This window comes from Pseudomonas sp. 9.1(2019) (genome assembly GCF_009910445.1).
GTDB classification, from domain to species: Bacteria; Pseudomonadota; Gammaproteobacteria; order Pseudomonadales; family Pseudomonadaceae; genus Aquipseudomonas; species Aquipseudomonas paraversuta.
The window spans coordinates 93,851-118,107 of record NZ_VBWF01000001.1 but is presented as its reverse complement, the minus strand read 5'-3'; the positions used below and the strand labels follow the sequence as shown (position 1 = coordinate 118,107).

Annotated in this window: 19 protein-coding genes; 8 read left to right on the top strand and 11 right to left on the bottom strand. The window is 57.8% G+C overall.

Going from position 1 to position 24,257, the window contains the following annotated elements; translation table 11 throughout:
• Nucleotides 1-37: 37 nt before the first annotated feature.
• Nucleotides 38-1,402, top strand: coding sequence for an MFS transporter (locus tag FEZ21_RS00490; RefSeq protein WP_003439453.1), 1,365 nt, complete (start codon nt 38-40; stop codon nt 1,400-1,402).
• An 11-nt stretch (nt 1,403-1,413) separates the two neighbouring features.
• On the top strand, nt 1,414-2,967 hold the full coding sequence (garD, locus tag FEZ21_RS00485; RefSeq protein WP_010656944.1) for a galactarate dehydratase: 1,554 nt from the start codon (nt 1,414-1,416) through the stop codon (nt 2,965-2,967).
• A gap of 179 nt (nt 2,968-3,146) precedes the next feature.
• Here garD and FEZ21_RS00480 read toward each other — a convergent pair whose 3' ends face one another.
• Nucleotides 3,147-4,070: a LysR family transcriptional regulator gene (locus FEZ21_RS00480; protein WP_003439457.1), complete on the bottom strand. Its 924-nt coding sequence runs from the start codon at nt 4,068-4,070 to the stop codon at nt 3,147-3,149.
• A gap of 123 nt (nt 4,071-4,193) precedes the next feature.
• Between FEZ21_RS00480 and FEZ21_RS00475 the strand changes: the two genes are divergently transcribed.
• The 3 genes from FEZ21_RS00475 to FEZ21_RS00465 all read left to right on the top strand — a co-directional run bounded on the left by FEZ21_RS00475 (nt 4,194) and on the right by FEZ21_RS00465 (nt 8,309).
• Nucleotides 4,194-5,318 (top strand): M20 family metallopeptidase, encoded by a 1,125-nt coding sequence (locus FEZ21_RS00475; RefSeq protein ID WP_003439459.1) that lies wholly within the window; start codon nt 4,194-4,196, stop codon nt 5,316-5,318.
• A gap of 28 nt (nt 5,319-5,346) precedes the next feature.
• Nucleotides 5,347-6,753 (top strand): YfcC family protein, encoded by a 1,407-nt coding sequence (locus tag FEZ21_RS00470; RefSeq protein ID WP_010656946.1) that lies wholly within the window; start codon nt 5,347-5,349, stop codon nt 6,751-6,753.
• Between the two features lie 248 nt (nt 6,754-7,001).
• Complete coding sequence (locus tag FEZ21_RS00465) at nt 7,002-8,309, top strand: OprD family porin (protein ID WP_003439465.1); 1,308 nt, start codon at nt 7,002-7,004, stop codon at nt 8,307-8,309.
• Between the two features lie 189 nt (nt 8,310-8,498).
• On the opposite strand, the gene FEZ21_RS00460 is transcribed toward FEZ21_RS00465, so the two are convergent.
• The 5 genes from FEZ21_RS00460 to FEZ21_RS00440 all read right to left on the bottom strand — a co-directional run bounded on the left by FEZ21_RS00460 (nt 8,499) and on the right by FEZ21_RS00440 (nt 15,117).
• On the bottom strand, nt 8,499-9,785 hold the full coding sequence (locus tag FEZ21_RS00460) for an FAD-binding oxidoreductase (protein WP_003439468.1): 1,287 nt from the start codon (nt 9,783-9,785) through the stop codon (nt 8,499-8,501).
• A 3-nt stretch (nt 9,786-9,788) separates the two neighbouring features.
• A complete protein-coding gene (locus FEZ21_RS00455) occupies nt 9,789-11,366 on the bottom strand; it encodes an aldehyde dehydrogenase (NADP(+)) (protein ID WP_160626220.1) in 1,578 nt (525 codons plus the stop codon).
• Between the two features lie 118 nt (nt 11,367-11,484).
• A complete protein-coding gene (locus tag FEZ21_RS00450) occupies nt 11,485-12,432 on the bottom strand; it encodes a dihydrodipicolinate synthase family protein (RefSeq protein WP_003439474.1) in 948 nt (315 codons plus the stop codon).
• A 77-nt stretch (nt 12,433-12,509) separates the two neighbouring features.
• The gene (locus FEZ21_RS00445; RefSeq protein WP_003439482.1) at nt 12,510-13,436 is read right to left on the bottom strand and encodes a 4-hydroxyproline epimerase; all 927 of its coding nucleotides are present in this window, start codon (nt 13,434-13,436) and stop codon (nt 12,510-12,512) included.
• A gap of 43 nt (nt 13,437-13,479) precedes the next feature.
• Nucleotides 13,480-15,117, bottom strand: coding sequence for an APC family permease (locus FEZ21_RS00440; RefSeq protein ID WP_003439493.1), 1,638 nt, complete (start codon nt 15,115-15,117; stop codon nt 13,480-13,482).
• 373 nt (nt 15,118-15,490) lie between these two features.
• Between FEZ21_RS00440 and FEZ21_RS00435 the strand changes: the two genes are divergently transcribed.
• The 3 genes from FEZ21_RS00435 to FEZ21_RS00425 all read left to right on the top strand — a co-directional run bounded on the left by FEZ21_RS00435 (nt 15,491) and on the right by FEZ21_RS00425 (nt 18,774).
• Nucleotides 15,491-16,264, top strand: coding sequence for an AraC family transcriptional regulator (locus tag FEZ21_RS00435; RefSeq protein WP_003439496.1), 774 nt, complete (start codon nt 15,491-15,493; stop codon nt 16,262-16,264).
• Between the two features lie 632 nt (nt 16,265-16,896).
• Nucleotides 16,897-17,862, top strand: coding sequence for a patatin-like phospholipase family protein (locus tag FEZ21_RS00430; RefSeq protein WP_160626218.1), 966 nt, complete (start codon nt 16,897-16,899; stop codon nt 17,860-17,862).
• A 12-nt stretch (nt 17,863-17,874) separates the two neighbouring features.
• Nucleotides 17,875-18,774, top strand: coding sequence for a nucleotidyltransferase (locus tag FEZ21_RS00425; protein WP_160626216.1), 900 nt, complete (start codon nt 17,875-17,877; stop codon nt 18,772-18,774).
• Between the two features lie 308 nt (nt 18,775-19,082).
• On the opposite strand, the gene FEZ21_RS00420 is transcribed toward FEZ21_RS00425, so the two are convergent.
• The 5 genes from FEZ21_RS00420 to FEZ21_RS00400 form a co-directional block, all read right to left on the bottom strand.
• On the bottom strand, nt 19,083-19,742 hold the full coding sequence (locus tag FEZ21_RS00420) for a hypothetical protein (protein ID WP_160626214.1): 660 nt from the start codon (nt 19,740-19,742) through the stop codon (nt 19,083-19,085).
• A 788-nt stretch (nt 19,743-20,530) separates the two neighbouring features.
• Entirely contained in the window at nt 20,531-20,806 is a 276-nt protein-coding gene (locus tag FEZ21_RS00415) for a hypothetical protein (RefSeq protein WP_160626212.1), read from the bottom strand.
• Nucleotides 20,803-21,783, bottom strand: a complete 981-nt coding sequence (locus FEZ21_RS00410) for an integrase domain-containing protein (RefSeq protein ID WP_160626261.1) — start codon at nt 21,781-21,783, stop codon at nt 20,803-20,805. Before FEZ21_RS00410 ends, FEZ21_RS00415 begins: the two co-directional genes overlap by 4 nt.
• A complete protein-coding gene (locus FEZ21_RS00405; RefSeq protein WP_160626210.1) occupies nt 21,761-22,120 on the bottom strand; it encodes a hypothetical protein in 360 nt (119 codons plus the stop codon). Before FEZ21_RS00405 ends, FEZ21_RS00410 begins: the two co-directional genes overlap by 23 nt.
• Entirely contained in the window at nt 22,104-23,504 is a 1,401-nt protein-coding gene (locus FEZ21_RS00400; RefSeq protein ID WP_160626208.1) for a YfjI family protein, read from the bottom strand. The genes FEZ21_RS00405 and FEZ21_RS00400 overlap by 17 nt, the downstream gene beginning before the upstream one ends.
• Between the last annotated feature and the right edge of the window lie 753 nt (nt 23,505-24,257).

Here is a 24,257-nt window from a genome sequence, read left to right as displayed (position 1 = left end):
ACCCGCGCATAAAAATAATCAGTGGGAGTACATCTACATGCCAGCGACCAAGCCGACGCATGTCCGTTATTTGATTCTGCTCATGCTGTTTGTGGTGACCACGATCAATTATGCCGACCGCGCCACCATCGCTATCGCAGGTTCAAGCCTGCAAAAAGACCTCGGTATCGACGCCGTTACCCTGGGTTTCATTTTTTCTGCCTTTGGCTGGGCCTACGTGGCCGGACAAATCCCCGGCGGCTGGCTGCTCGACCGTTTCGGCTCGAAAAAAGTCTATGCCCTGAGCATCTTCACCTGGTCGCTGTTCACCGTGCTGCAAGGCTATGTCGGGGAATTCGGCATCTCCACCGCCGTGGTGGCGCTGTTTATGCTGCGTTTTCTGGTGGGCCTGGCGGAAGCGCCTTCCTTTCCCGGTAATGCCCGTATTGTCGCCGCGTGGTTTCCCACCGCCGAACGCGGCACCGCGTCTGCGATCTTCAATTCGGCGCAGTACTTCGCCACGGTGATTTTTGCTCCGCTGATGGGCTGGATCGTTTACACCTTCGGCTGGCAGCACGTGTTTATCGTGATGGGCGGCATCGGCATTGTGTTCTCGCTGATCTGGCTCAAAGTTATCCACAGCCCGCGCCAGCATCCAATGATCAACGAGGCCGAGTTCAGGCATATCGCCGACAACGGCGGGCTGGTGGACATGGATCAGGACAAGGGCACAGGTAAAAAAGTCGACGGTCCGAAGTGGGATTACATCCGCCAGTTGTTGACCAACCGCATGATGCTCGGCGTGTACCTGGGCCAGTACTGCATCAACGGCATTACCTATTTCTTCCTGACCTGGTTCCCGGTGTATCTGGTCCAGGAGCGCGGCATGACCATTCTCAAAGCCGGCTTCATTGCCTCGCTTCCGGCGATCTGCGGCTTTATCGGGGGTGTGCTGGGCGGTGTGATTTCCGATTACCTGCTGCGTAAAGGCCACTCCCTGACCTTCGCCCGCAAGGCCCCGATCATTGGCGGCCTGTTGCTGTCCACCAGCATCGTGGCCTGCAACTATGTCGATATTGAATGGATGGTGGTGGGCTTCATGGCTCTGGCCTTCTTCGGCAAAGGCGTTGGCGCTCTGGGTTGGGCGGTGGTGTCTGACACCTCGCCGAAACAAATCGCCGGTCTGAGTGGCGGTCTGTTCAACATGTTCGGCAACATTGCCTCGATCACCACGCCGATCGTCATCGGCTACATCATCAGCACCACTGGCTCGTTCAAGTGGGCACTGGTGTTTGTCGGCTGCAATGCGCTGGTGGCGGTGTTCAGCTATCTGGTTATCGTTGGCCCGATCAAACGGGTGGTGCTCAAAGAGCCACCGGTAAGCGGGCCACAACTGACCAAACTTGTTTCAGCACATCCTTGAAGGGCGGCGCCATGACTTTGATTGAACACTCCGACTCGCCGCGCACTATCCGTCTGCATGCACTGGACAACGTCGCGGTGGTGGTCAACGACCAGGGCGTACCGGCCGGGACCGAGCTTGCCGATGGCCTGGTGACCCTGGATTTTGTGCCGCAGAGCCACAAGGTCACGCTGGTGGACATTGCCCGGGGCGGCGCAGTCATTCGATACGGCCAGACCATCGGCTACGCCTTGCAGGCCATCGCCCGCGGCAGCTGGGTCAATGAAGACCAACTGCGCATGCCCACTGCTCCACCCCTGGACAGCCTGCCGCTGGCCACCGAGGTGCCGGTGGCCCAGGCGCCTCTTGAAGGCTTCACCTTCGAGGGTTATCGCAATGCCGACGGCACCGTCGGCACGCGTAACATTCTGGGGATTACCACCACTGTGCAGTGCGTGACCGGGGTGTTGAACCACGCGGTCAAGCGTATCCGTGATGAACTGTTGCCCCGATACCCCCATGTCGATGATGTGGTCGCGTTAACCCACAGCTACGGCTGCGGCGTGGCCATCAGCGCCACCGATGCCTACATCCCGATCCGCACGGTGCGTAATCTGGCACGCAACCCCAACCTGGGCGGCGAAGCGCTGGTCATCAGTCTGGGCTGTGAAAAACTTCAGGCCGGCCAGGTGATGCACGACAACGACAGTTCGGTGGACCTCAGCGAACCGTGGTTGTACCGCTTGCAGGATTCCAGCCACGGCTTCGGCGAAATGGTCGAACAGATCATGGCGCTGGCAGAGACCCGTCTGAAGAAACTCGATCTGCGCCGCCGTGAAACCGTGCCCGCGTCCGAGCTGATTCTGGGCATGCAGTGTGGTGGCAGCGATGCGTTTTCCGGGATCACCGCCAACCCGGCGCTGGGCTATGCCTCGGACTTGCTGCTCAGGGCCGGAGCGACGGTGATGTTTTCTGAAGTCACTGAAGTGCGCGATGCCATCTACCTGCTGACCTCCCGTGCCGAAAGCCGCAGCGTCGCCCAGGAACTGGTGCGGGAAATGGACTGGTACGACCGCTATCTGGCCAAAGGCGAAGCGGATCGCAGCGCCAATACCACACCGGGCAACAAGAAAGGCGGGCTGTCGAACATCGTCGAAAAATCCCTGGGTTCCATCGTCAAGTCCGGCAGCAGCGCGATCAATGCTGTGCTCGGCCCTGGTGAGCGTTTCACGGGCAAAGGGCTGATTTTCTGTGCAACGCCGGCCAGCGATTTTGTCTGCGGCACCTTGCAACTGGCCGCGGGGATGAACCTGCACGTGTTCACCACGGGGCGCGGCACCCCTTATGGTCTGGCCATGGCACCGGTGGTCAAGGTCTCGACCCGTACCGAGCTGGCGCAGCGCTGGCCGGACCTGATCGATATCGACGCCGGGCGCATTGCCACCGGCCGCGCGACCATAGAAGAGCTGGGCTGGGAGCTGTTCCACTACTACCTGGATGTGGCCAGTGGCAAAAAACACACCTGGGCCGAACAGCACAAATTGCACAACGACATTACCTTGTTCAACCCGGCACCCATTACCTGAGGTTCCCTGTTCAATCCGGGCGCATGTCTCAAGAGTTAAGTCCATTGGGCAGCCCGCCGAAGGCCGGCATCGGCCGGTTCGCGGTCAGCAGTGACAGTTTGCTGATCCCTGCACGCACATCTCGGGGCAGTGCGCCGCAGAGGTGCTGAATCAATAAATTGTCCTGCGCTGCCCGGGCTTTACAGGGTTTCTTCGGTCTGGGTCCTTTCCAGGTAATTCACCAGCAGCCACCATAAATGCTCTGACGCCGGGTGTAGTCGTCGATCGGAGCTACGCAGAATATGACACTGCGAGGCCCTTGCTATGGGGTGATCCAGGGGGATGGCCAGCAGTTTTGAATCTTTGCCCTGTTGCCCCAGAGACTGAGCGGTCATGAACGCTACGCCAAGACCTGCCTGGCACAGGGTGATCGCCACAGACTGTTGGTTGCAGCGATAGGCGGGGGTGAATACCTGATTTTCAGACTCGAATATTTTATTGATATAGCGCTGTACGCCATAGGCGTTAGACAGGCCAATCAACCTGTGGTTGGCCAGTTCACTGACAGCAATGACAGTGAATTCTTTTAAGGGATGATCTTCAGGAACAATTGCGCAAATAGGGCCTCTGGTGAAACTGCGACGCTGCAGCGATACGTTGTCGATGGGGCCGAATGACAGCGCCATATCGACCTCTCCGCGTACCAGCATCATCAGTGTGGCGCTCATATCCCCGGAACTGATGTCCACAAAAACGTCGGGATAGACTTTGGAGAATTCACGCAATTCGTTGGCGACAAAGTCGGCAACCATCCCCGGCCCGATTCTCAGGGAGACGGTTCCGCCGCGCATATATCGCAGGTCATTCAATTGTTTGCTCAGGACTTCCCGACGTTTTTGCGTTTCACTGAAATGATCAGACAGGAGTTTGCCTGCTTCAGTCAGCACTACATTGCGTCCGCGACGTTCAAGCAAGGGTAAATGCAGGCTGCGCTCGAGGAGGGCGATCTGTCGGCTGATGACGGAGGGGTTTACGTCAAGTACGTCGGCTGCTTTGCGAATGCCACCTTGAAACCCGACTTCGTGCAGGTAGCCAAGGCGCTTTTCCTGGAAACTGTTCTCCATCTCTTAGCCTTCTGGTCGTCAACTGTTGCTCTGTGGGCAACAATCTAGTGTTCACCCTCGTATTTTTCAACCCACAAGAGCATTCCATACTCGGGGCCTACTCCTCCAGGACAGGCCCAAAATATGAGCGCCGTACAAGAATACCTTCGCCTGCACTCCGATGTTCTGCTCGCCGATTTAAAGCGACTGGTACTTGCCGAGTCCCCCTCTACAGACAAGCGGGCTGTTGATGCCTGTGGTGAAGTGCTGCAAGACATCATGGCGCAGCGCATCGGCGCTACCGTGGAGGTTGTCGCGCGCGAGGAGTACGGAAATCATCTGATGTTCACGGTGGGTAAAGGGCCAAAGCGCACGGCTGTGCTCGGGCATTTTGATACCGTTTGGGACATCGGCCGTCTTTCACTGCGGGTCGAAGAAGGCAAACTTTACGGCCCGGGTATTCTGGATATGAAGGGTGGGCTCATTCAGGCCATTTGGGCTACCAAGGCCCTGATTGACCTTGGCTTGCTGGGGGATCGGCAAATCCGCTTTTTATGTTCCAGTGATGAAGAAATCGGCAGCCCGAGTTCTCGTGAGTGGATTGAAAGTGAAGCGCGTCTGTGCGAACAAGTGCTGGTGGTTGAGCCGGCCACCTCGCATAGCAATGAACTGAAGATCGAGCGCAAAGGCACAGGCCGTTTCGATATCAAGATCAAAGGTCGGGCAGCTCACGCAGGTAACAACCCCGAAGACGGAATCAGCGCAGTACATGAAATGGCTGAACAGATTCTTTTCCTCCATGGACTGAATGCGCCTGAATTGGGCACAACCATTAATGTCGGGATTGCCAACGGCGGGCAGCGTACCAATGTGATCGCCGACAGTGCAGAGTTGAGTGTTGACCTGCGTGTCAGCAGTTTGGCAGAGGCCCGGCGGATTGAATCCATCGTCAAAGACATGAAACCATGCCTGGCTGGCGCGCAGATCGCTGTCAGCGGTGGTCTGGTGCGTCCTCCCCTTGAATACACCCCGTTAAACCAGAAACTTTTTGCCGTAGCCCAAGAGGCTGCAGAGGCACTGGGCATTCAAATCAAAGGTGCCTCGGTGGGAGGAGGAAGTGACGGCAACTTCACCTCTGCCATCGGTATCCCGACCCTGGACGGACTTGGGGCTACGGGGGTAGGGCCGCACTCTACCCATGAACACATCATTATCTCGGATTTACCAGTACGGGCCGCACTTCTGGCTGAACTGATCCAGAGACTTTAAACCGGCTGAGAAACCTGAGGTAAAAGCTATGATAAATATAAAATCGGCTTCTGAGGGCGTAAGTACGGCCTCTAAATCTTCAAAGCAAGAAATCAAAAGTCCCTATGTTTTTCTTTTTATTATCTTGCTGATTGCGGCGGCCGCTACATGGATTATTCCCGCGGGTGTGTTTGATCGTGAAATGCGCGATGGCATCTCATTTGTCGTGAATGGCAGTCTTCATGCCGTTCCGCAAAATGGCGTGCATCCGCTAGGGGTTTTTACGGCGATTGCTTCCGGGTTGCAGAGTTCTGCACCTATCATCTTTCTGATCCTCTTTACCGGCGGCGCTTTGGCGGTACTGGAAAGTACCGGAGCCATTCACCAGGCACTCAATGGCATTGCACGCAGTACAAAGCTTAATGATTACGTGGTCGTGGCAATCTTTGGACTGATCTTTGGAGTGCTTGGAACCACGGGCGTTGTGGTCAATGCGGTTGTTGCTTTCGTTCCGATTGGTTTGCTGGTTGCCAGGTCTCTGGGGTTGAACCCTTTCTTCGGGGTCTCGCTGGTGTATTTGACGTGCGCGTCCGGTTTCAATGTGGCGCTCACTAACCCGGTGACTACCGGGCTTACTCAGAGACTGGCCCAACTGCCATTATTTTCCGGCTTCGGGTTGCGCGGCATTACCTCAGCACTGTTCATATTGGCCTGTATCGCTTTTTTGATGATTTACATGCGCAAATGCCGCAAAAATGGTGAAAAACGTCCTGAACTGACTGATTCCATCGCGGCAGACGAAAAGGCAACAACCCGCCACTGGCTGATTCTGGCGTTCGCTTCCGGCACTCTGGTGACCTTCATTTATGGCGCCATGACCATGAAGTGGGGAGAGCTCGAGATGACCGCCATGTTTGTGTTCATGGCGATAGTCGCAGGCATGATTGGCAAACTGTCGGCGTCTGAAATTGCCAACAGTTTTCTGGGTGGTTGTTCCCGGATTGTCTCCGGGGCACTGATTGTCGGCATGGCCCGGGCAATATCAATCGTTCTGGATAACGGTCATATCCTTGATCCGATTGTCGGGCATCTGGCTGACTTGCTGGCGCCGCTGCATCCCGCCATGGCCGCCATCGGTATGTACGTGAGTGCAGCGCTGATGCACTTTGCTATTTCTTCCGGTTCCGGAGAATCGGCATTGCTGATACCCATCTATGTGCCTATCGGCGACATGATCGGGCTGACACGGCAAGTAGTGGTGCATGCCGTATTGTTTGGCGAAGGTATCGTTAACTGTATTAACCCGACCTCCGGTGTCTTGATGGGCGTTCTTGCCGTGGCCGGTATTCCTTTCGGCAAGTGGGTGAAGTTTGTAGCGCCGCTGATTGCCGTATGGATGGTGATTTGTGTGGTTGTACTGATTGTCGGCGTAGAAATGAAGTGGGGCCCGTTTTGAAGTTCTCATCCCGCCCTGGCTGTAGTGATCAAGTCATTAAACCCTGATGTAGCAGGCGCGAACTTGTCTTGGGATGTTTGTTAGCGATAACCCGTGATTACAGTTTAAACACGGCGCTCTCTAAACCATCGCGAGACAAGCTCGTGCCAGCAGTTGCGATAGCAATGGTTCAAGTAAACAGCCTTGGGGCAGCGGGCGGGTTTGCCTGTGGATTGAGCAAATTAAAATAATAAATCGGAGCGCTGTAAGTGACCGTAAACAATATAGCTGCAACTTTTCTTCTGGGCGGTATTGCCCTGAGTACTCAGGCACAGGCTGATTTTCTGCGTGACGGTAAAGCCACGCTGGGGTTGAAGAACTTCTACTTCAACAATGACAGTCGTGAGGGCGCCGCGAAGCCTTCAAAAACCGAAGAGTGGGCGCAGGGCTTTATGCTGGATTACAAGTCGGGCTATACCGACGGCGTTTTCGGCTTTGGGGTCGATGCCTTGGGGTTGCTGGGTGTGACCCTGGATGGCGGCAAGGGGCGGTCTGTGGGTAGCACCATGATTCCAGTCGGCAGTGATGACAGGCCCGTCAGTCAGTGGGGGCGCCTGGGGCTGACGGGGAAAGTCAAAGTTTCCAGGACCGAACTTCGCTACGGAACACTTCTGCCCAGACTTCCGGTGCTGGTTGCCAACGATGGACGGCTGCTTCCCCAAACCTTCGAGGGGGGCCAGGTAGTCTCACGGGAGTTGGCTAATGTGACCTTCAATGGCGGGCGGATTGAGCATGCAACTGGCCGTGGATCTACTGACCGGACCGGTCTGGCCGCTGTGGGTGGTCAGCGCGAAAGCAACCAGTTCAATTTTGCCGGGGCTGACTGGAGAGTTTCCAGGGACCTGCTCGCACAGTATTACTACGGTCACCTTGAAGACTATTACAGCCAGCAGTTTTTTGGATTGGTTCACACCCTTGAGTTTTCGAATGACCAGTCTTTAAAAACCGACCTGCGTTATTTCCGAACTGAATCTTCGGGTAAAAACAGTTCGGGAGCTGCGGGCTACCGCATCAGTGGTTACACCAAAGAGGGCGATGGCGAGATCGACAACCGTACCTGGAGTGCTGCATTTATTTACAGCATTGGCAGCCATGGGGTCACCGCCGGCTATCAAAGTGTTTCCGACGGCAGTAATTTCACTCAGCTCAATCAGGGCGGGCTGGAAGGCAAAGGTGCTGGCGGCGCGAGCTTGTACCTGTACACCGACCGCCTGACCCAAAGTTTCACCCGGGCCGGGGAGCGCACAGCATTTGGCCAGTATGCCTATGACTTTACTGCCCTCGGCGTGCCGGGCCTGAAAGCCTCGGTGATGTACCTGCGGGGGGACAATATCAAGACTGTCAGCGGCGACAGGCTGAAGGAATGGGAGCGGGATTTCAGCCTGGATTACGTCGTGCAATCCGGCGCGCTTAAAGGTGTGGGGCTGGGTTGGCGCAATGGTAAGTCCCATAGCCAGGCTGCCCGCAATCAAGATCAGAACCGGGTGTTTCTGAGCTACAGCATTGCGCTTTTCTAAGGCCGCTGGGTACTAGTCCTCAAGTGCGCTGAACAGGCGCATCGAGCCTTTTCTCCCAAGGCCAGCGGGCTGCCAGGTAATACCTGGCAGCCCGTTTTTTTGCCTGAAGCTTCTATTGTGAATCGTTGCTCCCGCAGGGGCATGGCCTGCCGGCGTCGGGCCCGCAGCCAGCCATTTCCCGCGATTGCCTCAGAAGCGATCCAGCCGGTACGGTTCGAGCCCCGGCAACGGATGAGACGGGGTCGCGGTCGCCGGTGCAACCATCCGCGCAATCAGCTCGGCAGTGACTGCGGCCTGGGTCAGGCCCAGGTGCTGGTGGCCGAAGGCAAGCAGTACCTTGCCGTTGCATACCCGGTCGATGATCGGCAGAGAGTCCGGCAGGGACGGGCGGAAACCCATCCAGGGAGTGGCACCCTCGGCGCTCAAGTCCTGGCGGAACAGACCTTTGCTCAACCGGTGCAACTGCCAGGCGCGCTCCATGGTCGGGGGGCGCTCCAGGCCGGCGAACTCGACAGTGCCGGCCAACCGTAGCCCATCGGTCATGGGGGTCATGATGAACTTGCGTTCCAGCGAGGTGACTGCGAAAGGCAGCCGCTCGTGTTCATGGGGCAGCATCAGGTGATAACCGCGCTCGGTATCCAGGGGGACCTTCTTGCCCGTCAGCTTTGCGGTGAGCCTGGCTGAGTGGGCGCCACAGGCGATCAGTACCTGGCGGGCAGTCAAACTGCCCTGGTCGGTGTGCAGCGAAACGCCGTTCTGATGCAGGTGTCCGTCCTGCACCCGTTGCTTGATGAAGCGCACACCGCAGGCCTTGGCGGCCTCGACCAGTTCGCAGACCACCTGGTAGGGGTCCAGAAAATGCCCTGTGCTGGGGAAGAACAACCCGCCCTGGATCTGCTCGCTCAATTGCGGGGCGACGTCGCGGATGGCCTGGGCCTGCCACATATCGACCGGTACTGCTTGTTGACGCATGCGTGCCTGTAGCGCTTCGATCGCCTGGCGCGACTCGGCGCGTTCGAACACCAGCAACGAGCCGTCTTCCTTCATCAGGTTCGGCCGTTCGATCGACTCCAGCAGCCGGTGCCAGGCACCCAGGCTGCTTTCGTTGAGCGCACGTATGCCGGCCACGGTGCGCTGGTAAGGCGCCGGTCGCAGGTTCAACAACAAGCGCGTGAACCAGGGCATGGCACGGGGCAGGTATTTCCAGTCCAGGCGCAGCGGGCCCATGGGGTCCATGAGCATGGCGGGCAAGCGCTTGAGGATCGACACATCGGCGATGGGAAACACCTGCTCGGTCGCCAGATGCCCGGCGTTGCCGAATGAGGCGCCGTGGCCGGGGTCCTGCTGGTCGATAACCACTACGCGCTGGCCCTGGCGTGCCAGTTGCAGGGCACAGGCAACGCCGATGATCCCGGCGCCGACCACGGCAATGTCAACGCTGTCGTCAGGGTTGCTGGAATTGAAGGGGTTCGACATTTCCTAGGCTTCTCTCTGGCCGTCGAACAGGCGGCGCAGCAGCAGCGGGTTGCTGTGCTTGAGCGCGGCTGGCAACAAGGTATCGGGGAAGTCCTGGTAGCAGACCGGCCGCAGGAAACGCAGGATGGCGGCGGTGCCGACCGAGGTTGTGCGCGTGTCGGAGGTGGCCGGGAAAGGACCGCCATGGACCATGGCATCGCACACTTCAACACCGGTTGGCCAGCCGTTGACCAGCAGGCGACCGGCCTTGCGCTCCAGGATTGGCAGCAGCGCCCTGGCGCTTTCCAGGTCGGCGTCATCCAGGTGCAGGGTGATGGTTAGCTGGCCTTCCAGGTGCTCGGTGACCTGGCGGATTTCGTCGTCATTGGCACATTGCACGATCAGCGACGCGGCACCGAACACTTCGCCTTGCAGGGACGGGTCGGCGAGGAAATCTTCTGCCCGGGTGACGAACAGTCGGGCCTGGCACTGGTTAGGAGTTTCGCCCTGCAGGCCGGCAGCCGCTGCCCGGGCGTGGGGGTTTTCGGCCAGAGCGCCGACACCGGCTTGATAGGCGCTGAAGATGCCGGGGGTGAGCATGGTCTGCGCAGGGCTGCGCTGCACGAAGTCCCCTGCCACGCGGATGAAACTGTCCAGGGCCGGGCCTTGACGGGCAATTACCAGGCCCGGGTTGGTGCAAAACTGGCCGGCGCCCTGGGTCAGGGAAGCGACAAAGCCTTGTGCCAGCGCTTCGCCACGATTGTGCAGTGCCGCCGGGAAAAGCAGTACCGGGTTGATCGAGCTCATTTCCGCATACACCGGGATCGGCTCCGGGCGTGCCTGGGCCGCCTTGCACAAGGCCATGCCGCCACTGCGCGAGCCGGTGAAGCCGACGGCCTTGATCCGCCAGTCGCTGACCAGGGCGATCCCCACTTCGCGACCCGAGCCGAACAACAGCGAGAACACGCCTTCAGGCAGAGCGCATTTTTCCACGGCGCGGCCAATTGCGCGGCCTACCAGTTCGCTGGTGCCCGGGTGCGCGCTGTGGGCCTTGACGACGACCGGGCAACCGGCAGCCAGGGCCGAGGCGGTATCGCCGCCGGCAACGGAGAAGGCCAGGGGGAAATTGCTGGCGCCGAACACGGCCACCGGACCCAGCGGCACCTGACGCTGGCGCAGGTCAGAGCGGGGCAGAGGTTGACGTTCCGGTAGTGCCGGGTCGACCCGTACATCCAGCCATTCGCCGGCACGTACCGTGCGGGCGAAGGTGCGCAGCTGGTGGCAGGTGCGGCCACGTTCACCCTGGATACGCGGGCGTGGCAGGCCGCTCTCGGCCGTGGCGCGGTCGATCAGTTCATCGCCAAGGGCTTCGATTTCATCGGCAATGGTTTCGAGGAATTCGGCGCGTGCCGCCAGTGATGTCTCGCGATAGCGGTCCAGGGCTGCCCATGCCAGGGCGCAGGCCTGTTCTACATGCTCAGCGGTACCGCCGGGATAGGCCGGTTCGAGCGGTTGGTCGGTGGCGGGATTGATCGCCCGGATCGCTTCGCGGCTGCCGGTAATGGCGTGGGTGCCGATCAGCATTTGGCCTGTCAGAGTCATGGCGGTTCCTGGAGCAGTAGGGGAGTCCGGTTGCCAAACACGGGGCTTGGCAGCCGGGCATAAATAGAGGGCGGCGCGCATCGGGGCGCCGCCGTGCAGGCAGGTGGAGGGCGAAACGTCAGGCGACGTTCTGCTCTGCCGACCAGTTGGCGTACCACTGGCGGAACAACGTGTACTGGTTCTCGGCGTAATTGCGCTGGGCATCGCTGAGCACATCAGTCTCGTTGAAGTGCAGGGTGTATTCCTTGTCACCGTTGAGCACCATCAGGTGCTTGTAGTACAGCACCAGGTCGCAGCCTTCGTCGAAGGACGAGAGCACGGCCAGAGCAGCTTCCAGTTCGCGGGCCAGGCGGCGAGCCTTGGCGTCGCCTTTGGCGGCTTTTTTGCTCAGGGCTACCAGTTGCAGCACTTCGCGCGGCAGGGCGTTGCCGATGCCGGTGATGGCGCCGGTGGCGTTGCAGTTGACGAAGCCATGCACCACCTGGGTGTCGACACCGACCATCAGGGTAACGTCATCGTCCTTGGAGGTGATGTTCTCGGCGGCGTAGCGCATGTCTGCAGCACCACCGAACTCCTTGAAGCCGATCAGGTTCGGGTACTCGCGACGCAGTTCGAAGAACAGGTCGGCGCGGGTGGCAAAGCCGTAGTAAGGGCTGTTGTAGATGACTGCCGGCAAACCCGGAGCGGCTTCCAGGATCGCGGCGAAGTGAGCTTTTTGCGCGGCGGCAGAGGCGCCACGGGACATCACGCGCGGGATAACCATCAGGCCCTGGGCGCCAACTTTGGCTGCATGGGCTGCGTGGGAAACCGCTTCACGGCTGTTGACCGCACCGGTACCGACGATGGTCGGAATGCCTGCGGCCACCAGGCGCGCGACGCCTTCCTGGCGCTGGGCTTCGGTCAGCAGTGGCCAGTCGCCCATGGAGCCGCAGTACACCACGGCGCTCATGCCGATATCGATCAGTTCCTGGCCCTTGGCTACCAGCGCGTCAAAATCCGGCTGGCGGTCAGCGGTGCAAGGGGTCATCAGGGCCGGCATGCAGCCAGTGAAAATGTTATCGGTCATTGCTGTAACTCCTGGAAAATTTATTGTTGTCTATTGAAGCTATAAGGGGCCGTCTGAACGGCATCCGGCGGGGTGGCTCAAATGCCCCACGCGAAGGGATCCTGTTCGTCGATCAGCAGCGTGCTGTCGGCGGTCATGTAGGCGCGGCCAGTAATGGAAGGGCGGATACGCTCGCCTTCCCATTCGTAGCTGCCGATGAACTGGCTGCCAGTGATGCTGGCCTGGACCCAGCGCTCGCCTGCGGCCAGTTTTTCATCGGCTGCCAGGCAAGCCAGCTTGGCGCAGGTGCCGGTGCCGCAGGGCGAGCGGTCGTAGGCTTTGCCCGGGCACATGACGAAGTTGCGGCTGTTGGCCTGGGGGTCCTCGGCAAACAGCTCGACATGGTCGATCAGGGCGCCGTCTTCGCCGTGGATGCCTTGGGCTTCCAGAGCTTTGAGCATCGCCCAGGTGTACTCGGTGAGGGCTTCGACGTTGTCGAGTTGCAATGCTTTGCCGTGATCGGAAACCAGGAAGAACCAGTTGCCACCCCAGGCGATATCGCCGTACACAAGGCCGTGGCCGGGGACGTCCACCGGCACCTGTTTGCGGTAGCGGTAGGCGGGTACGTTGCGCAGGGTCACAGCGCCATCTTCATGCAGCGTGGCGCTGACCGGACCCACTGGCGTATCGATTTTGTGCACGCCCGGGCTGATGTGCCCCAGATGATGCAACGAGGCCACCAGGCCGATGGTGCCGTGACCACACATGCCGAGGTAGCCGGCATTGTTGAAGAAGATCACGCCACAGGTGGCATCCGGCGAGACCGGCTCGCAGTACAGGGCGCCTACCAGCACATCGTTGCCGCGGGGCTCCAGCAGGCAGGCACGACGCCATTGGTCATGCTGGTCGCGCAGGGCATTGAGCTTCTCGGCCATGGTGTTGCCGGCCAGTTGCGGAAAGCCTTTCATGACCAGGCGCGTGGGTTCGCCGCCGGTGTGGGAATCAATGATATGTACTTGTTTCATATACCTGTCCTTTAGACGCGCAAAGAGGCCTGGAATCCCGGGATCAAGCCCCGGCGTATGCCCCGGCGGGATGCGCAGAGTGGGCTGCTGCCTGATGGACTACCTGTTCATCGTCTTCGTCCTCATCTTCCAGGCGCACCAGATGCGCCGGTACACCGGTGGCCGCGCCCCAGTAGTAGATGCCCAGAGCGCAGGTCGCCACCACCAGGTTGTCGAAGGGGTGAGTGAGCACGCCCATGCCACCGAAACTGCCGAGCTTGGAGAGCACGATGGTCACGGCGTAGAAGCCGATCAACCACATGGAAGAGCGGACTTGCTGGGCCAGATTCAGGTGCCAGGTGGGTACAAAGCGACCACACATCAGGTACACCACGAACATCGCGATCTGCAGGCCAAGCAACCAGGACACGGTGTTCCAGCCTGACCAGTAGACAATCAGTGCCGCGATGACGAATGACAGCGGGCCCAGTACCGCCATCCACTTGACCCGGAACGGGCGCGGCATGTCGGGGGCGTTGCGGCGCAGTGCGGCCACAGACACCGGAGCCACGGCGTAGCTGAGCACCAGTGCTGCGGAGACGACGTTGATCAGGGCTTCCCAGGAAGGGAAGGGCATGGTCCAGAACACCGACAGGGCGAAGGTCAGCCACAGCGCAGGGCGCGGGATGCCGGACTTTTCGTCAATGCGGGTGAAAATCTTGAAGAAGGTACCGGTCTTTGCCCAGCCGTAGACCACCCGCGGGGTAGCGTTCATATAGATATTGCCGCAACCGCTGGGCGAGATCACCGCATCAGCCACCACCAGGTAGGCCAGCCAGCCCACACCCAGGGCCAGGGCGATGTCGCGATAAGGCAGCGCCAGTTCCTTGGACACACTCGCCCAGCCGTTGACCAGCATCTCGGTGGGCACACCGCCGAGAAAGGCCGTCTGCAACAGCACATAAATGGCGGTGGACAGCAGCACCGACAGGATCAGTGCAATCGGGATGGTGCGTTGCGGGTTCTGTACTTCGCTGGCCACCGAGATGATGGGGGTCAGCCCCAGGAAAGCGAAGATCACACCGCCAGCGGAAACGGCCATCTCGATGCCCGCCATGCCGAATGGCGCGAAGCCATGGACCTCGAAGTTTGCCGGTTTGAAGAAGGTGAACAGCACTCCGATCACCAGCAGCGGAACGATGAACTTGAATACGCTGACCAGGTTATTGAACTTGGCGAAGGTCTTCACACTGCGATAGTTGAGCATGAAGAACAGGCAGAGCAGACCGAACTGCATCAGCCAGCCAATCACCGTAGGGGAGTTGGAGCCGGCCTGGGTCAGCCCGGGGAACCAGGCGGCAGCATACTGGCGAGAGGCAACCACTTCGATTGCCACCAGGCTGGAGAAGGCGATCAGGGTGATAAAGCCCATCAAGTAGCCGAGCAACGGGCCGTGGGAGTACACCGGGTAGCGAACCACACCGCCGGCCCGCGGCAGTGCTGCCCCCAGTTCACAGTAAACGATGCCCAGCAGCAGCACGGCAAACCCGCCCAGCAGCCAGGAAAAGATGCCTGCGGGGCCCGCAATGGCGGAAACGTGGCTGGCGGCAAACAGCCAGCCAGAACCGAAAATGGCTCCCAGCCCGATAAACGTAAGGTCTATCAATGAAAGTTGCTTTTTGAACTTACCTTTGCCTGACATGGCGGTGCCTTCTTGTGAGTTATTGGATAGGCAGGAGTGATGTCATTTGAAAACGTTATGCTCGGGATCGCCGTAGATAACGTTGCGGCTGCTAACAACCGCGCACTTATAAAAACCGGGTTCAGGAATCCTTCACTTCCATAGGTCGTGCCGTGTAATCGCCTATACCTTCCTGGATGCGGGCTGACGCTTGCTTGCCAATCCGTCAGAGTTTTTCAAGGGGCATGCAATGGCTCTAGAGTGGACTTTTCAGCAGTTGCTCGATTGATGTTTTTCACTTGGGTCGATGACGAAATCAGCACAATTCCAAATTGCCGACGAGGTGCGGCACGGGTAGACTTTTGCCTGTCCGAACCCTGAGAGAGTGAGAGTCATGCCGCTAAGCGCGTTTGCGATCCTGGGGCAGGGCAGCGACCGGAGCCGCCCTGACAGCCTCGATGAACTACTGGCGGGGGTGGCGTTGCTGTTGCCGCTGCTGGATGTGATTCCGAATGCCGCGATCTTTATCAAAGATATCCACGCGCGCTACGTGATGGCCAACCGCACCCTGGTTCAGCGCTGCGGGTTGAAACAGTTGCAACCCTTGCTTGGCAAAACCAGTGCCGAAGTATTCCCCGCGCAACTGGGCCCCGGTTACACCGAACAGGACCGCCGGGTTCTGGAACAGGGCCTGGTCCTGGAAGACCAACTGGAGCTGCATTTATACGGCAGCCGGGAGCCCGGCTGGTGCCTGACCCACAAACGGCCGCTATATAACCGCAACGGAGAAATCATCGGCCTGGCGGGGATTTCGGTTGACCTGCAATCGGCCGCCGACACGCACCCGGCCTACCAGCGCCTGGCCGCGGTCGACGAATACATACGCGCGCATTTCAATCGCCGCGTCACCTTGGGCGAGCTGACGCGAATCGCCGGCATTTCCGTGGCGCAGCTGGAAAGATACTGCAAGCGAGTGTTCCACCTGACGCCGCGGCAGATGATCCAGAAGGTTCGCCTGGAGCACGCCCATCGCCTGCTGCATACCGACATGCCCATCACCGAAGTGGCACTGCAGTGCGGCTATACCGACCACAGCGCTTTCACCCGACAGTTCAAGGCATTGACCGGCTTTACCCCACGTCAGTATCGGCAGGCTACCGGGCATTGAGGGCCGAGGTGACAGGCAGCACCTGAGGCGTTTTCCTGCGCAATGTCATGGATCACACCCCGTCAGCAGCGCTGAAAGCCCTGAATTCCAGGCACAAAAAAAGACGTCCGAGGACGTCTTTTTTTGTTGAGTTGGTGGGCCGGGGTAATTTGAATTCGTTCGATAACATATTGATCTATAACATTAATATAAAATTTTATTTTTATATGGAATACCAATTGGAATACCGGCCAGTTCGGTTGTTTTACTATCGCCGTGTGCCGCTTTGACGATTTCTATGGTCGTGAGTCTGTCTTGTACGTCCACTCATAGTTGCTGGGAAAACAGAGGCTGATCACGCGGAGGCTGCGATGATTTCCGCCAATTTAATCAAGCCATCGCGAAGCTAATAGAACGAGTTTTCGGGCGGCTCCAGTCGAAATCGGAACGAAAATCGTATTCCTACGTAAATTTCAAGTCTGGTTGACTAACCAATCGCCGACAGATTTTGCGTAGCCACGCAGCCTTCAAATCGGCGCATGCGTTTTCACACAGTCTGAACCCGAAGCGGGCAGTTAAAATCCGCTATTTAAATCGGGCCGGTTCCTCCCTACCGCACGCTGTTACACTTCTAAAAAAGCAGGGAGCAATACATGGTCGATGTAACTGTTAGCAAGGAAGAGCGGCCCCAGAACCAATCGGGGTCACCTTACAGAATCCTCTCGTTGGATGGCGGCGGGGCCAAGGGCTTCTACACGCTCGGTGTACTGAGAGAAATCGAAGCCATGATAGGTTGCCCGCTCTCTGAGCGCTTCGATCTCATCTTTGGAACAAGCACTGGGGCTATCATTGCTTCGCTCCTCGCCTTGGGGTATCGAGTCGAGGAAATCCATGAGCTTTACAAGAAGCATGTACCGACCGTCATGTCTAAGCGGTCACCGTCTGAGAAAACTGATGCTCTTGCCAAACTTGCCAAGGACGTATTTGGAGACCGTACCTTTGACGAGGTGAAAACGGGCATTGGCGTGGTTGCCACCCGCTGGCTGACCGAGAAGCCGATGATCTTCAAGGCCAACATAGCTCAAGCGCACGGACGCAAGAGCTCTTTCATTCCCGGTTTCGGAGTAAAGATGGCTGATGCTGTTCAAGCCTCTTGCTCCGCATACCCTTTCTTCAATCGGAAGGTTGTGATCACGTCAACGGGAGACCAAGTCGAACTCGTTGATGGCGGATACTGTGCCAACAACCCCACTCTGTATGCGATTGCCGATGCGCTGGTTGCAATGGAGCGACCGCATCAGGATTTGCGCGTCGTTAGCATTGGAGTGGGAATCTATCCGGATCCGAAACCTGGTCTGAAAATGTGGCTAGCCAAGAAATACTTGCTTAGCGTGCAGCTCCTCCAAAAGACACTGGAAATCAATACTCAGTCGATGGATCAGTTACGAGAAATTCTATTTAAGGACGTGCCAACCATCCGTATCAGCGACACGTTCGAGCGTCCGGAAATGGCAACAGATCTCATGGAGCACAATTTGGGTAAGCTGAACATTTTACGGCAACGGGGAAGTGAGTCTTTCGCCTCTCGTGAGGCTCAACTGCGTGATTTTTTGCTATAGGAGTGAATGTAGATGGCTATACCTGAGGCGCAGCTCGAAACTTGGTCCCATCAGGGAGCTATCCAAGGGTCTAGCACTACCTATAACGCAGTTAAAAGTGTGCTCGAAGCGAAGAGCACCCCCTATGCCGACAGGAACTACCAAATTTTTCTGCAGGGGTCGTATGGCAACGACACCAATATTTATGCTGAAAGCGACGTTGATGTAGTCATCCTTATGAAGGACTGCTTTTACAGTGACCTTGAAGCGTTATCTGACGCGGAAAAGGAGGCATGGAAGAGCGTCCATAGCGATGCAACTTACACGTATACGACCTTCAAGAAGGATGTGCTTTCGGTATTGACTGCTGCATATGGAAAAGATGTGGAGGCCGGAGATAAGGCAATCATGATTGATGCCAGCAGTAGTAGGAGGAAAACTGACGTAATTGCGTCAATGCAGTTTCGACGCTACTACAAATTCAATGGATTCCAGGATCAGTCGTATGAAGAAGGCATTTGTTTCTTCAATTCTGCAGGTGAACGGATAGCCAATTATCCAAAACAACATTCCGCAAATCTTACGAAAATGCATCAAGGCTCCAGCAACTGGCTAAAGCCTATGGTGCGTATATGGAAGAATATGCGTACTAAACTTGTCAATGATGGAGTTATCAAGGCCGGGCTTGCACCGTCCTACTACATTGAGGGGTTGCTTTATAATGTTCCCGCTGAAAAGTTCGGAGGTAGCTACGCAGACTCATTTGTCAACGTCTTCAACTGGATTCAAAAGGAGGCGGATAAAAGTAAGTTGGTCTGTGCAAATGAGCAGTACTATCTGTTGCGGGACAATGCTCACACTTGCTGGTCTCAGGCTAATTGCAATGAGTTTCTTGAGGCAGCTGCTCAGCTATGGAAAGGGTGGGGTAGCTAGTCCGTGAAATAAAGCTGCCCAGACAAATTTAATCTCGAACTAACTGCGGTGCCAAGGAAGTTTTATCCAATAGCTGTCCTGGCTCAAGAGAGCGAGCCAAGATTTCGGCGCTTCTCCTGATGTGTGCCACTGCACCCTCGGCCGAAATCACCCATTCGGGTCATCGTTTAGGTAGCCCTAAACTGGGGGGGAAAGCAGACAGCTTTCGACCATAATAAAATATCACTCGCGGTTTCTAAATATGTCTGGTAGAGGGCTGCGCAAGCTGTAAAAATATGTAGTTGCCATAGTTTTTATTTAGACGAATTTTAAGGTCCTGTTTGCTGGACCCTTTTTTGCACGTCTTGGAACGATGCGACGCCTTCACAGTTGCGGGTGACGTGTTCCAAATATATTTCGCCATGTGTCGGTGTGTTTGTCCAGTAAGTTCCTCTAAATGTAAGTTGATCGCCAGCCAACTTTAGTTCGCCCGCGCCGCTTGTTAAAGAGTTTGCGCCAGAGAATAGCTTGCGCAACTCGAAAACGTAACAAAGACGAGCTGTATCTGTTTTTGAGCTTTTCAACAGAGCCTCGAGGCGTGACTCACCTTCTTGGTGCTCGGTAAAGGATTGGACAGAAAGAGTTAGGTAAGTTTGGCGAATCACAAAGAAAATGGGGATGGTCAATCGGTTGCCATCAACTGCTCCGAAGTCGGACCGCAGTTCCCCCTTCCAAATGCCGTGAACGATCGGGCGGCTCATCCACTTTGCAAGTCGTTCCCAGCGCCAAGCGACCTTCGTAAATACACCAAATAATAGAACTCCCAATCCGAGTGCCGAACTGAATGCTTTCCAGGCCGCAGAGGCAACGGGTGTGTGGAAGCACTTCCATTGAACTAGGAAGCATGCAAGGCAGAGCAGGCCAAGCAGGTAGCCAAAAACCTTTAGAAGGCGTTCGAATTCTGCGGTTGTTAGACTGAGATGGTTCACTTATGCACTCCACTTATCGTTTGTGCACCGTTCTCATAGAGTTGTACATCCCCATCGGCGGATACCACTGCCGCAATTTCAACCTGAGGTAGAGTCGAGATTAAAAGTGCGGTCATTTGGCGAGCGCCATGCGGCCAGTCAGCGTGCGGATTGGCGAGTGCTGCGTCTAAAGGTGGCGAAACGAACTGCGCGACGTGAGTGAGGTTTCCACTATTTGCTTCTATAAGGTGGAAGCCATCGTGTCTAGTGCTTCGTCGTGTGGCCAACGAGGCGAGAGTGAGCATGACATTATTCTCACCAGAAACCGGCAGGTCAGGCTGTGCATTTGGTACCGATCCAAGAGGGACTACAGGCAAGCCCTTTATTGTCGAGTAAGCGATAACCCCAAGCCCAACGAAATCGGCAGGTCGATCTGCTGCAAGCTTCAAGAGCAGTTTGCGAAAGCATGCTCGGTCTATCAACTAAATCCCCTACATTTATGTGTGCGCCCTGAGGGAGCGGAGCATCCCACCTTTCTCCATCTTGTCGCAAGCGTGAGCTTTTAACGTTCATCTCCGGTCCGGACACTTCTGGATACATCTTCAGTGAGAGCAAACAAATCAGCGACAAACGACCCACTCTTTGTTCAATCGAATGAGCTAGGTCGGTTATTTCGAATGGTAACTCTCAGCCTTTTTTGCCGTTGTGGGGGTGTGCTCCGAAAAGTTTGCTCAGCAAGAGAATGCCACGCTGAGATAGATGAATGCGGACAAGCGAGCCTGGAAGGCTGCCTACCCACGACTCGAGCGTTAGATCAGCATTTCTCGGTCATTCCCTAATCGTTTCCAGATCAATAGGGCGGTGAGTCGATAGTAATACCGGGTGGCGTCGGAGTGGTCTTTCAGGTGCTGAGTGAGAAACCAGCGCACATGCTTGAGCTGCCATGTCCAGGGATTGTCTCGCTGCCATCGTTGTTGAATGGCCGCTTGCATGACTCGGGCTTGGCGTAGGTGGCGTTGCTGCGTGACCTTAGAGCCATTCAGTACGCCGCTCAGGAACAGCGCCATATCGAACAGCTTGGTCATGCTCGACCTCCAATATAGGCCGAAACCACATCGATCCGGTTATGCCCGAGTTCATTGCTGATCTGCTGGCGCGCCTGCTGATCAAGGTCGCGATCAATGCGATAGCAGTGGCCACCATTGACCGGTGCCGCGTGGCCAGTGAGCTGCTCATAACGTTCGCAGGCGTAGGCCGCTCGCAGTTCATGGAAACCCTTCAGCCCGTGTTCATGCAGCGTTTCGCGGGCAGGGAGCACGGTCTGTTGCAGGAACGCGGCGTAGCTTTCGTCTCGGACCAGCAAGTTGCGGCTATGGGGCGGCGACGCATGACGGGCCAACTGCAGGGCCGTTTTCACCGCTTCATTGGCCACAATCCATCGCGGCGCTGATGCCCCCGAGCGGCCGCCTTTGGTGCCGTCCTGGATGTTGATACGACCCAAGTGTTCGGCTTCGCGTTGCAGTCGTGGCAGGTCAGCCAGGATCGCTTCGCGCAGACGCATACCGGTTGCTCGGGCCAACAGGACAATCGCGGCCACCCGCTCGCGGTGCTGTTCGCCAAGCGCCTCAATCACTCGCCGGATCTGTTGACGGTCTTGGCCATCCGGTGCGCGGGTGCGTACGCTCGAACGCTGCTGTCCCAACGCCTGACTCGGGCTGGCGATCCTCACGTCCTGATCACCGCGCAGCGCAGCGAGGGTACGGTTGACGCTGCTCAGGCGGTTCTGCGCGGTAGCGATGCAGAGCTCGCCTTGCTGGATCTGCTGACGCAGGTAAGCGGCGTACTCTTGCAGTGTCCGGCGATCGATCTGGCGCGCATCGTTGTAACCGGGACCGTCCTCTGACCGACACCAGCGCACGAACGCTTGCCAGCGATCGCTATGCGCTTTGACCGTGGCGAAGTGGCCGCCGGCAAACAGATCCTTGAGCGCTTGCGGGCCGGCGTAGCTCAGCTGGCGGCCATAGCCAAAGTTGCGACCCTCACGCCGACCGACCAAGGCCATCGTCATCAACGCTTTCGTTTGTTTGCAGAAAAAGCAGCAGGGCTTTCCAGTGGGGGCCGAGTCTGTCCACCTGCCCCCACTGTGTCGGGCGGATCAGGAGGGCGTTCTCCTGGTGTTGCAGCAGAGCCCCTTCCTCACGCAGTTGCTCGATCAGCAGGGCGAGGTGGGCAGGCTCCAGGGGTGGTGTGGCGACAGCGGCGACAGTGGCGACAACCCGCGTCGTTTCTGACCTGGCGCGTGGCGACAGGGTGGCGACAGAGGCGGCGACACGCCGCGATTCTGGCTGTGGTGGATGTTGCGCCTGGTAGCGGCGCACGGCGTCATTGAGGCGAAACATGGCGGACCTCGAAAGTTTTTCCGTCGCGGCAGCTCAGCCAGCGATGAGTGATCAGCACGACCAATAAAGAGGCGGTATGGTCAGCGCTCTTGCGGGCAAAGCGAGGGCCGTTGCGATTGACGTCGCGGATGCTGAAGTGGGTCCAGCCTTTCTGTACCAGCCAGCGCAGCAGCCGATCCGCCTCTTCGCATAGGCTATTGACCGGCTTCTGTTCGGTCAGGCGCTGGATCTCGGCCAGGTAGTAATCCATTAACGTTGAGGCGCGCTGGATGTGTGCTTCGTCCAACGCACTGGCCTCTTCAACCATGGCCAGCACGCCCGCAATACGCAGTACATTCGCAGCCGCCTTACCCGCGACAGGCTGGATACCAGCTAGCTCGCCGAACTCGCCAGACTGGCACTCGATGGTGTCGTGAATATCAATCCAGGTACGACGGGCACGGGAAGTTAGCTCCAGTGTGGCGGGATTGAGAGAGCCATCCTGGTGAAGTGACCAGGGCTTTTGCAGCAAGGCGGTGATCCGTTGCTGGTAGCGCTGTACTCGGGCATCTCGGGTCAGGTCAATTGCCTTGTAGAGTCGCTGGCCGGCCAGACGCTCGGGCCAACTGATCAGGCAACGGCCCAGGATGCCTTGGCCATTGATCACCGGGTCTTTGAACAGCTGGTTGGCCAGGTAGGGCTGCAGCATCAGATGCAGGCTGAGGCGACGGTCATAGGCGCGCAGACTTTCTCCGGCCATGGATCGCGCCCGGTCGATCGGGCTGCCATCCCACAGTGTCGACAAGGTGGTGATCGCCTTGAGCAGATTCTCTTTGCTCATGGTGCTGCTGCCCAAGAACTGGCCACCTTCATCATTGAACAAACCCATGCTGGGTAAGCCATGGCACAGACTTTTGACCAGGGCCTCAATGGTGGGCTCGGCAATGATCAGTCTCGGTGGTACCGGCTCGGACAGCTCACCGCCTTTCGCCTCAGTACGCACTGTTGAGGTTTTGGGTTTGGCCATGATGCTGGTAGCGGCGCGATAGGCTTTGAGCTTTTCCGCATACAGGGTCCACTGCTGCCGCTCCCAGTCGCGAGCCGCCCTTAATGCCAGGTGATCCACCGCGCTTTTGCGATCCCCCGAGGACGCCACAGTCAGTAGGTAGAGGGACAGCGGATAGATTCGGCCGTCGAGTTGGACATTGGCATGACCCTGGCTCACCAGAGCAGCGCTGGCCAGCACCGATTGCGCGGCCATGGCGCAGGGCACGCCGATCACCTCGGCCAGTCGTTCGACCGCAGGGCCCAACAATTCCCCCAGTGCTTCGACCGGGTAGGACAGTGGCGCCTGCTGATATTCCAGCAACGGTTGTGGTGGCTCGAACGCTTCGCACAGTTGCATCGCAATTCTCCTGAGATTATCGACTTCGTCCTCACTCATCCCGCCACGGTTGTTGAGTGTTATCAGGGATTAAGGCCCCTGCGACCTGTGAGGTTTTTCCACTAACGCGGGACTGACGGCTCCTTACGACCGGGAGCTTGGGCATCTCATGATCTGACCTCCTGAGCACCGATAGCGGTGGGCGGGTGGAGGCTGCACTGGCTGACGAGTCCGGTGCCGCGAGATCCTGAGTCCGGTAAAGGCTGCTGGGTGACAACCGGGGCATGCCTGACTGTCAGTCAGGTGCAGTCCATTCCATGGGCTGCGGCACCATCATCTGCATCGCTGTTGCTGGTGATGTCGGTGTTTGTCACGCCGATTGTCACGAGGGGGAAAGCCGCAAAAGCCCGTGCGAGCAGGGCTGCAGCAGTGGTAGGAGCGCCCGTCTCTTTAGGGGGCAAAGAGACGGGCAACAGGTTGGCGCAAGAAATGGCCAAGCGGATAAGTTGCTGCAGAGCAGCAATGAAGGGGGTATGAGTTGCCGCAGTGGGCGCTCTGAGAGAAGTGGCATCCATCACATCGCTGTGACCGTGCGAGCCGCCGGACGCTAATCGCACTTGGGGAGAACCACCACCATGTGGCGTAGCCTCAAAGGTTCTGGCTACCTGGGTGCTGTCGAGGACAGCGCTGGTACGGTTCTGGTTTAGCGCTTGTTTTGCTCGCGGTCAACCGTATTTTTGGGGTGACTCTTGCGCCCATTGGTAGCGCTGGAAG

Coding starts and splice junctions, on each gene's coding strand:
- FEZ21_RS00405 (WP_160626210.1), bottom strand. CDS start 22,120: ATGTTTCGCCTCAATGACGCCGTGCGCCGCTACCAGGCGCAACATCCA.
- FEZ21_RS00435 (WP_003439496.1), top strand. CDS start 15,491: ATGCCGCTAAGCGCGTTTGCGATCCTGGGGCAGGGCAGCGACCGGAGC.
- FEZ21_RS00460 (WP_003439468.1), bottom strand. CDS start 9,785: ATGTCGAACCCCTTCAATTCCAGCAACCCTGACGACAGCGTTGACATT.
- FEZ21_RS00490 (WP_003439453.1), top strand. CDS start 38: ATGCCAGCGACCAAGCCGACGCATGTCCGTTATTTGATTCTGCTCATG.
- garD (WP_010656944.1), top strand. CDS start 1,414: ATGACTTTGATTGAACACTCCGACTCGCCGCGCACTATCCGTCTGCAT.
- FEZ21_RS00415 (WP_160626212.1), bottom strand. CDS start 20,806: ATGACCAAGCTGTTCGATATGGCGCTGTTCCTGAGCGGCGTACTGAAT.
- FEZ21_RS00450 (WP_003439474.1), bottom strand. CDS start 12,432: ATGACCGATAACATTTTCACTGGCTGCATGCCGGCCCTGATGACCCCT.
- FEZ21_RS00475 (WP_003439459.1), top strand. CDS start 4,194: ATGAGCGCCGTACAAGAATACCTTCGCCTGCACTCCGATGTTCTGCTC.
- FEZ21_RS00430 (WP_160626218.1), top strand. CDS start 16,897: ATGGTCGATGTAACTGTTAGCAAGGAAGAGCGGCCCCAGAACCAATCG.
- FEZ21_RS00440 (WP_003439493.1), bottom strand. CDS start 15,117: ATGTCAGGCAAAGGTAAGTTCAAAAAGCAACTTTCATTGATAGACCTT.
- FEZ21_RS00455 (WP_160626220.1), bottom strand. CDS start 11,366: ATGACTCTGACAGGCCAAATGCTGATCGGCACCCACGCCATTACCGGC.
- FEZ21_RS00410 (WP_160626261.1), bottom strand. CDS start 21,783: ATGGCCTTGGTCGGTCGGCGTGAGGGTCGCAACTTTGGCTATGGCCGC.
- FEZ21_RS00480 (WP_003439457.1), bottom strand. CDS start 4,070: ATGGAGAACAGTTTCCAGGAAAAGCGCCTTGGCTACCTGCACGAAGTC.
- FEZ21_RS00400 (WP_160626208.1), bottom strand. CDS start 23,504: ATGCAACTGTGCGAAGCGTTCGAGCCACCACAACCGTTGCTGGAATAT.
- FEZ21_RS00425 (WP_160626216.1), top strand. CDS start 17,875: ATGGCTATACCTGAGGCGCAGCTCGAAACTTGGTCCCATCAGGGAGCT.
- FEZ21_RS00445 (WP_003439482.1), bottom strand. CDS start 13,436: ATGAAACAAGTACATATCATTGATTCCCACACCGGCGGCGAACCCACG.
- FEZ21_RS00470 (WP_010656946.1), top strand. CDS start 5,347: ATGATAAATATAAAATCGGCTTCTGAGGGCGTAAGTACGGCCTCTAAA.